Source organism: Bariatricus sp. TF06-38A, from assembly GCF_027690675.1.
GTDB classification, from domain to species: domain Bacteria; phylum Bacillota; class Clostridia; order Lachnospirales; family Lachnospiraceae; genus Allocoprococcus; species Allocoprococcus comes.
Window position 1 is genome coordinate 21,135 of sequence record NZ_JAQFCE010000036.1, and the last position, 7,882, is coordinate 29,016.

The 7,882-nt window shown below is 43.6% G+C and carries 7 protein-coding genes and 1 tRNA gene; 6 read left to right on the top strand and 2 right to left on the bottom strand.

The window, feature by feature from the left end:
- Positions 1 to 9: 9 nt before the first annotated feature.
- Complete coding sequence (gene gyrA / locus PG418_RS17705) at positions 10 to 2,544, top strand: DNA gyrase subunit A (RefSeq protein ID WP_008371392.1); 2,535 nt, start codon at positions 10 to 12, stop codon at positions 2,542 to 2,544.
- Positions 2,545 to 2,817: 273 nt separating this feature from the next.
- Here the strand turns inward: gyrA and PG418_RS17710 are convergent, their stop codons facing one another.
- Positions 2,818 to 3,375 carry a biotin transporter BioY gene (locus tag PG418_RS17710; RefSeq protein WP_055158092.1) on the bottom strand — a complete coding sequence of 186 codons (558 nt, stop codon included), beginning with the start codon at positions 3,373 to 3,375 and terminating at the stop codon, positions 2,818 to 2,820.
- 50 nt (positions 3,376 to 3,425) lie between these two features.
- Positions 3,426 to 4,397, bottom strand: a complete 972-nt coding sequence (gene bioB / locus PG418_RS17715) for a biotin synthase BioB (protein WP_055297481.1) — start codon at positions 4,395 to 4,397, stop codon at positions 3,426 to 3,428.
- Positions 4,398 to 4,591: 194 nt separating this feature from the next.
- Here bioB and PG418_RS17720 point away from each other — a divergent pair, with 194 nt between their 5' ends.
- From PG418_RS17720 to PG418_RS17740, 5 genes are all read left to right on the top strand, one after another.
- Positions 4,592 to 5,434, top strand: coding sequence for a fumarate hydratase (locus tag PG418_RS17720; protein WP_055248668.1), 843 nt, complete (start codon positions 4,592 to 4,594; stop codon positions 5,432 to 5,434).
- A 134-nt stretch (positions 5,435 to 5,568) separates the two neighbouring features.
- Positions 5,569 to 6,009, top strand: a complete 441-nt coding sequence (locus PG418_RS17725; protein ID WP_022220240.1) for a C-GCAxxG-C-C family (seleno)protein — start codon at positions 5,569 to 5,571, stop codon at positions 6,007 to 6,009.
- A gap of 65 nt (positions 6,010 to 6,074) precedes the next feature.
- Complete coding sequence (locus PG418_RS17730; protein WP_055158083.1) at positions 6,075 to 6,626, top strand: Fe-S-containing hydro-lyase; 552 nt, start codon at positions 6,075 to 6,077, stop codon at positions 6,624 to 6,626.
- 12 nt (positions 6,627 to 6,638) lie between these two features.
- Positions 6,639 to 7,361, top strand: a complete 723-nt coding sequence (locus tag PG418_RS17735; protein ID WP_055158168.1) for a lysophospholipid acyltransferase family protein — start codon at positions 6,639 to 6,641, stop codon at positions 7,359 to 7,361.
- Positions 7,362 to 7,584: 223 nt separating this feature from the next.
- Positions 7,585 to 7,672, top strand: a tRNA-Ser gene (locus PG418_RS17740).
- Positions 7,673 to 7,882: the final 210 nt, after the last annotated feature.

Below are 7,882 nucleotides of genomic sequence, written 5' to 3' on the forward strand. Positions count from 1 at the left end.
AGAATACCAATGGAAGATAATATTTTTGATAAAGTTCATGAAGTGGATATGAAAAAAACCATGGAAGAGTTCTATATCGATTATGCCATGAGTGTTATTGCTTCTCGTGCGCTTCCGGATGTAAGAGACGGTCTGAAACCTGTTCAGAGACGTATTCTTTATTCGATGATCGAGTTGAACAACGGTCCTGATAAGCCGCACCGTAAATGCGCGCGTATCGTCGGTGATACCATGGGTAAATATCACCCGCATGGTGACAGTTCTATTTACGGAGCCCTCGTTAATATGGCACAGGACTGGTCTACCCGTTACATTCTTGTAGACGGTCACGGCAACTTCGGTTCTGTGGACGGTGACGGTGCTGCCGCAATGCGATATACCGAGGCAAGACTTAGTAAGATTTCGATGGAAATGACAGCGGATATCAATAAAGATACCGTTGATTTTGCACCGAACTTTGACGAGACAGAAAAAGAACCGACCGTACTTCCGTCAAGATTCCCGAACCTTCTGGTAAACGGAACTTCCGGTATTGCGGTAGGTATGGCAACCAATATTCCACCGCACAACTTAAGAGAAGTCATCGGTGCGGTTGTGAAAATTATTGATGACCAGATTGAAGATAAAGATGAGACCACGATCGAAGAGATCATGGAGATCATCAAAGGACCTGATTTCCCGACGGGAGCAACAATCCTTGGAACAAGAGGAATCGAAGAGGCTTACCGTACAGGACGTGGAAAGATCCGTGTGCGTGCGGTATCCAATATCGAGCCAATGCAGAATGGAAAGCACAGAATCGTAGTAACCGAGCTTCCGTATATGGTCAACAAAGCCCGCCTGATCGAGAAGATCGCGGAGCTTGTAAGAGATAAGAAGATTGATGGAATCACAGACCTGAGCGACCAGTCAAGCCGTGAAGGTATGCGTGTCTGCATCGAATTGAGAAGAGATGTGAACCCGAATGTCGTTCTGAACCAGCTTTACAAGCATACACAGCTGCAGGATACATTTGGTGTGATCATGCTTGCATTGGTCAATAATGAGCCGAAGGTTATGAGCCTTCTGGAAATCCTGAACCATTATCTGAAACATCAGGAAGACGTTGTGACCAGACGTACCAAATACGAGCTGAATAAGGCAGAAGAACGTGCACACATCTTGGAAGGTCTGCTGATCGCCCTGGATAACATTGATGAGGTCATTAAGATCATCCGTGGATCCAAGACCGTACAGATTGCGAAAGCAGAGTTGATGAGCCGCTTTAACTTAAGTGATGCACAGTCCCAGGCTATCGTGGATATGCGTCTGAGAGCTCTGACCGGTCTGGAAAGAGAGAAGCTGGAAACAGAGTATGCAGAGCTTGAGAAGAAGATCGCAGAGTACAAGGCGATCCTCGCAGACAGAAAGCTTCTGCTTGGCGTAATTAAGAAAGAAATCCTTGTGATCTCTGAAAAATACGGAGATGACAGAAGAACAGCCATCGGATTTGATGAATACGACATTTCTACAGAGGATCTGATCCCGAGAGAAGATGTAGTGATCACCATGACCAAGATGGGATACATTAAGAGAATGAGCAACGATACTTTCAAGAGCCAGAATCGTGGCGGCAAGGGTATCAAGGGTATGCAGACTCTGGATGAAGACTATGTAGAAGAGCTGTTCATGACCAATACTCACCAGTATATTATGTTCTTTACCAATACCGGACGCTGCTATCGCCTGAAGGGATATGAGATTCCGGAAGCAGGAAGAACTTCCCGAGGTACAGCAATTATCAACATCCTTCAGCTTCAGCCGGATGAGAAGATCACAGCAATGATTCCGATCAAGGATTTCAAGGAAGGTGACTATCTGTTCATGGCAACCAAGAAAGGTCTTGTTAAGAAGACGCCGATCCTGGATTACGCAAATGTAAGAAAGACAGGACTTGCTGCGATCACACTCCGTGAGGATGATGAACTGATCGAAGTTAAGATTACGGATGATGAAAGAGATGTTATTCTCGTTACGCAGTATGGTCAATGCATCCGTTTCCATGAATCTGATGTACGTTCAACCGGAAGGACCTCTATGGGCGTTCGTGGTATGAATTTAAGTGACCGTGATGAAGTTGTTGCAATGCAGCTTGATGCGCAGGGTGAAGAGCTTCTGATCGTATCTGAAAAGGGTATGGGCAAGAGAACCCGCATGGAAGAATTCACAGCCCAGAACCGTGGTGGAAAAGGCGTGAAGTGCTATAAGATCACAGAGAAGACCGGAAATGTAGTCGGTGCGAAGGCAGTAGGTCCGGATGATGAGATTATGATCATCAACACAGATGGTATCGTGATCCGTATGGAATGTGCGGGGATTTCCGTACTCGGAAGAATCACATCCGGTGTTAAACTGATCAATCTGAAGGAACACGAAGAAGTTGCAAGTATCGCAAAGGTACGCAGGGCTTCAGGTGAACTGGAGGAGAACGCAGAAGAGACTGCAGAAGAAGCAAATACAGAAGCAACTGCTGAGACGGTTGTAGAAGAGCAGACAGAAGAATAAAGATCTGAGCGAAAGTAGAAATACAGAAGCAGGATAAATCATAAAGAGACTGGACAGGGAATATGCAAATGCCTTGTCTGGTCTCTTGCTTTGTTTTGTGAGGCTGCATGGAAAGAAATGTTATGGCATGGCTTGCGTTTGCTCTGGTAAAAGCCGGATTAAAAAAACAAAGAAGCCCGGAAACGCTGCAGCAAACAGGCTTTCCGGACTTTGTAGAGGGGGCTAAATTATTATTTTGCCAGACTTCAAATATTCTGGCAGACGCCGTGCATCTTACTGTGCAACAGCTCCGAGTCTTTTGCGGATTTCAGGTCCGATGATCATGGCGATCACCATCTTGATAAGGTCCGCCGGGATAAATGGAATGACACATACTGCAAGGGCAGCAGATACAGTGTAACCTGCCTGAATACAGAACCATGCAGTTCCGAATGCATAGCAGATTGCGGTTCCAACGATCATTCCAAGAATCTGGATCCATCTCTGACTGAATTTGTCAATTACAATACCGGCAATGATTGCCATTGGGATGAAACCAATGATATATCCGCCAGTTGGTCCGGCAAGCTTTCCGATTCCTCCGGTGAATCCGGAAAATACAGGAAGTCCCACAAGTCCGAGAAGAAGATAAAGGATATAGCTGATCGTTCCTTTCTTCCAATCCAGAAGATAGAGAGAAAGATAAATTGCAAAGTTGGTAAGTGAAATCGGCACCGGTCCGATCGGTATGGAAAGCGGTGCAAGAATGCAGGTGACAGCGGTCATAAGAGCTGTTACCGCCATTGCATAAGTATTGGTTGTACGAAGTGTCTGTGTGTTTCCCTGAGTCATGTTATGTACTCTCCTTTTAGAATGTTAATAATGTTCGGCGTGTCAATAAATTAAGCAGATTCGATCTCATATGTAAAACCGGCATCCGTAATCGTCCGGATCGTATCTTTGATTCCCTGACCATCTGCGGTCAGATAACCGGAAGCGAAGATGGAATCTACAACGCTGAGAAGCTTCTTTTCTTCACCTTTAAAATAAACCTCACGTCCGGCAGCACAACGGATATCTGACTGCGGAACCAGAAGTCTTGCAAGGCAGAGAACCTTCATGCAATACTCAGTTGTGAGTTCGGAAATATCGGCATCACCGAGCGGAGTTCCCGGAATTGGCAACAGGAAGTTGATCGGCAGAGCTTCCGGCTGGATCTCACGAAGCTCCAGAAGCATATCAACAACATCCTCTTTGCTTTCGCCCATTCCAATGATTCCGCCACTGCAGATTTCAAATCCAAGTCTCTGAAGCATTTTGATATTCTGAACGCGCTGCTCAAAAGTATGGGTAGAACAGATGTGACTGTAGTAAGCCCGGCTGCTGTTCAGGTTGTGGTTGATCCGGTCGAGTCCGGCTTCTTTTAACATTAGAGCCTGTTTTTCAGTAAGAAATCCGATGGAACAGCAAAGGTGAGTTCCGTCTTCCTTCATCTTGCGGATCTTAGAAGCCAGTTCTTCAATCTCTTCGTCGGTGAATTTCATACCGCTGAGTCCGATGCAGTGTCTGGAAAGATGATGTTCATTTACAAAATCATTATCTTTATATAACTTCTCATCAGCTACCCACTTATATTTGTCGATATCGGCTTTTGAACGACAGGATTGTGCACAGTAAGCGCAGTCCTGTGAGCAGTTACCGCTGCGGGCATTGGTAAGAATATGAATACTTACATGATTGCCCTTATATTTTCTGCGCAGTTTTTCAGCTTGTGCAATGAGCTGATCGAGTTCTTCGTCCGGTGTATTCAGGATTGCAATCGCATCTTCTCGTGAAAGCACCGGATCTGTAGTTGTTTCAATTTCAGAAATCATAAGTAAACCTTCCTTGGTAAAAAATATCAAATACATTTCACACTTTACCATGCAAAAGAAAGAATGTCAACTTAAAATTTTATAAGGTTAACAATTAGAGGCAATACTGGTTTATTTGAAGATGATTACATTGCAGATGAAAAAAAACCATAGTATAATAAAAATCAGATTATGAAATGCAGGAGGAAAAACCAATGCGTACATTGAACGTGGAAGAGATTTCAAAGAATATCAAAGAAATGTGCATTGAAGCGAACCATTTTCTTTCAAAAGATATGGACATTGCGATGAAAAATGCAGTTTCAACAGAGAAGTCACCACTGGGGAAAAAGATATTAAGCCAGCTTCAGGATAATCTGAAGATCGCCGGAAAAGATATGATCCCAATCTGCCAGGATACTGGAATGGCAGTCGTATTTCTTGAGATCGGACAGGATGTACATTTCGAAGGCGGCAACCTGGAAGATGCGGTAAATGAAGGGATCCGTCGGGGTTATGTTGACGGATATCTGAGAAAATCCGTTGTGAAAGATCCGATTCTCAGAGAGAATACAAAAGATAATACACCGGGAATCATTCATTATAAAATTGTTCCGGGCGATCAGGTGAAGATCAAGGTCGCACCAAAAGGCTTTGGAAGCGAAAATATGAGCCGTGTATTTATGCTGAAACCGGCAGACGGAATCGAAGGAGTAAAGGAAGCAGTTCTTACGGCAGTAAAAGATGCCGGCCCGAATGCCTGTCCTCCGATGGTTGTCGGCGTGGGAATCGGCGGCACATTTGAAAAATGCGCACTGATGGCAAAAGAAGCACTTACAAGAGAAGTCGGAAGCCATTCAGACATTCCATATGTAAAAGAACTGGAAGAAGAATTACTGGAGCGGATCAACAAGATTGGAATCGGACCGGGCGGACTTGGGGGAAGTACAACCGCGCTGGCTGTCAATGTCAACACTTATCCGACTCATATTGCCGGACTTCCGGTAGCTGTAAATATTTGCTGTCATGTTAACCGCCATGTGATCCGCACTATTTAATTTACCGGGGGGGATCCTGAAAAGACTTTCTGTGCCGAAGATATGTACTCGTGCGAAGATGAAGCATGTTACAAATGGTTTCTGCCCGGTGAGAGGATGTGTAATATTTAAAGGAAAATGAAAAGAGGATAATTATGAATACAAATGTAGACGTAGACGCAATGCGAAAAGATGCGGTTGAGATTTTTCAGAAAGGGTTCGCCTGTTCAGAGTCGGTGATCTATGCGATCAAAAAGGGTTTTGATCTTGATCTGTCAGATGATGCAATCGCTATGTCATCCGGATTCCCGTGGGGGCTCGGAGATGGTGGCTGTATTTGTGGTGCGCTTGCAGGAGCAACCATGTGCATCGGCTATTTTTTCGGAAGAAGAACACCTGGAGATGAAGCCTTTTTGAAATGCCAGCGGCTGACGAAAGAGTTTCACGACGCATTTAAAGAACATTGCGGAGCAACCTGCTGTCGTGTGCTGACAAGAGGAAAAGAAAAAAATTCTCCGGAGAGAAAAGCGCAGTGCATTAGTTTTGTAGACTTTACAGTTGAGAAACTGGCTGAAATTATTTTAAGAGAATTATAAGACTCCTGTTAGCGATTAAAAACGCCGCAGCAGAATACAGAAAAAGAATCAGGAAGGAAAAGGATATGGAAAGACATATTACAGTTCCAGTAGCAAAGGAAGAAATACAGGATTTAAGAGCAGGAGATTATGTATATCTTACGGGAGTTATTTATACCGCCCGTGATGCTGCTCATAAAAGAATGGATGAAGTGCTTTCAGAAGGAAAAGAGCTTCCACTTGATATTAAGAATCAGATGATTTATTATATGGGACCATCTCCGGCGAGAGAAGGAAGACCGATCGGCTCAGCAGGACCGACAACAGCAAGCAGGATGGACAAATATGCACCACGCCTTCTGGATCTGGGGCTTGGCGGAATGATAGGAAAAGGGAAAAGAAGTCAGGCTGTCCAGGATGCAATCGTGAGAAATAAAGCAGTTTATTTTGCAGCAGTCGGAGGAGCAGGCGCGCTTCTTTCAAAATGTATCAAAAGAGCAGATGTGATCGCATATGATGATCTTGGCACAGAAGCGATCCGCCGCCTGGAGATCGAAGACCTTCCGGCAATTGTTGTGATCGACTCCGAGGGCAATAATTTATACGAGACAGCCGTCAAAGAGTATGCGGAGGAATAGGGAATGAATTGCGTGAAAAGAATTGCACTTATGGTAATTCGGAATATTCTGCTTGTTCCGTTTATGTGGTGCAAGCTGTGTTACTATGCCGCGCACGTAGACAAGTATCCGGAGATCACCCGATATAAGCTTCTGAAATATATTGTCAAAAGAGCCAATAAAGGCGGAAATGTAACAATCGAAGCATATGGAAAAGAAAATATCCCCAAAGAGGGAGGGTTTATGTTTTTTCCGAATCATCAAGGGCTTTATGACGTACTCGCAATTGTTGATGCCTGCCCGCGTCCGTTTTCGGTGGTGGCAAAAAAAGAAGTGGCAAATGTTCCACTTCTCAAGCAGACATTTAAATGTATGAAGGCCTACATGATCGACCGCGAAGATATCCGTCAGTCTATGCAAGTGATCATGGATGTTACAGAGGAAGTAAAGAAAGGAAGAAACTATCTGATCTTTGCAGAAGGAACCCGCTCGAAGATGGGGAACAAGCTTCTTGAGTTTAAAGGTGGAAGCTTCAAGGCGGCAACAAAAGCGAAATGCCCGATCATACCGATTGCGTTGATCGATTCTTTTAAACCGTTTGATACAAATAGTATCGCACCGGTAACGGTACAGGTACATTTCCTGGAACCGATTTATTATGAAGAATATCAAAATATGAAGACGACAGAGATCGCAAAAGAAGTAAAAAGAAGAATAGAAGAAACCATATCTGAATATGAACCAAAGGAAGCATAAAATAAAGATAAGGTAAAAAGGACAGACTCTTTGCTAGATATAGTGAAAAAGAGTCTGCTTCTTCTATATATAGATAATTAGAAAACAAACTTAAAAAAAGAAAAAAATAATCGAAAAAACCGTTGACAGAAAAAGGGTTCTTAGGTATAATTATCAATGCGCTGTGAAGTTACATTAAAAGTATGTAAACACGCAGTTAAATACAGACCTTGGATCGGGCTGAGGAGAAATACTCAAGAGGCCGAAGAGGCGCCCCTGCTAAGGGTGTAGGTCGGGCAACCGGCGCGAGGGTTCGAATCCCTCTTTCTCCGTTTTGTTTGAAAATAACTTTTGAAAAAACTTCAAAAAAGTTATTGACAAGCAAGAAGATATATGATAATATATCAGAGTTGCTGTTTGAGAGATTCAAAAAAAGCGACAAAAAATAATTTAAAAAAGTTGTTGACAAACATGAAACACTTTGATATAATATAAAAGCTGTCGCATGAAACGGCAACAACAAAAAAGAACATTGATAACTG

Excerpts from the sequence above, each read along its gene's own strand:
- gyrA (WP_008371392.1), top strand. The coding sequence starts at position 10 with ATGGAAGATAATATTTTTGATAAAGTTCATGAAGTGGATATGAAAAAA.
- PG418_RS17710 (WP_055158092.1), bottom strand. The coding sequence starts at position 3,375 with ATGACTCAGGGAAACACACAGACACTTCGTACAACCAATACTTATGCA.
- bioB (WP_055297481.1), bottom strand. The coding sequence starts at position 4,397 with ATGATTTCTGAAATTGAAACAACTACAGATCCGGTGCTTTCACGAGAA.
- PG418_RS17720 (WP_055248668.1), top strand. The coding sequence starts at position 4,592 with ATGCGTACATTGAACGTGGAAGAGATTTCAAAGAATATCAAAGAAATG.
- PG418_RS17725 (WP_022220240.1), top strand. The coding sequence starts at position 5,569 with ATGAATACAAATGTAGACGTAGACGCAATGCGAAAAGATGCGGTTGAG.
- PG418_RS17730 (WP_055158083.1), top strand. The coding sequence starts at position 6,075 with ATGGAAAGACATATTACAGTTCCAGTAGCAAAGGAAGAAATACAGGAT.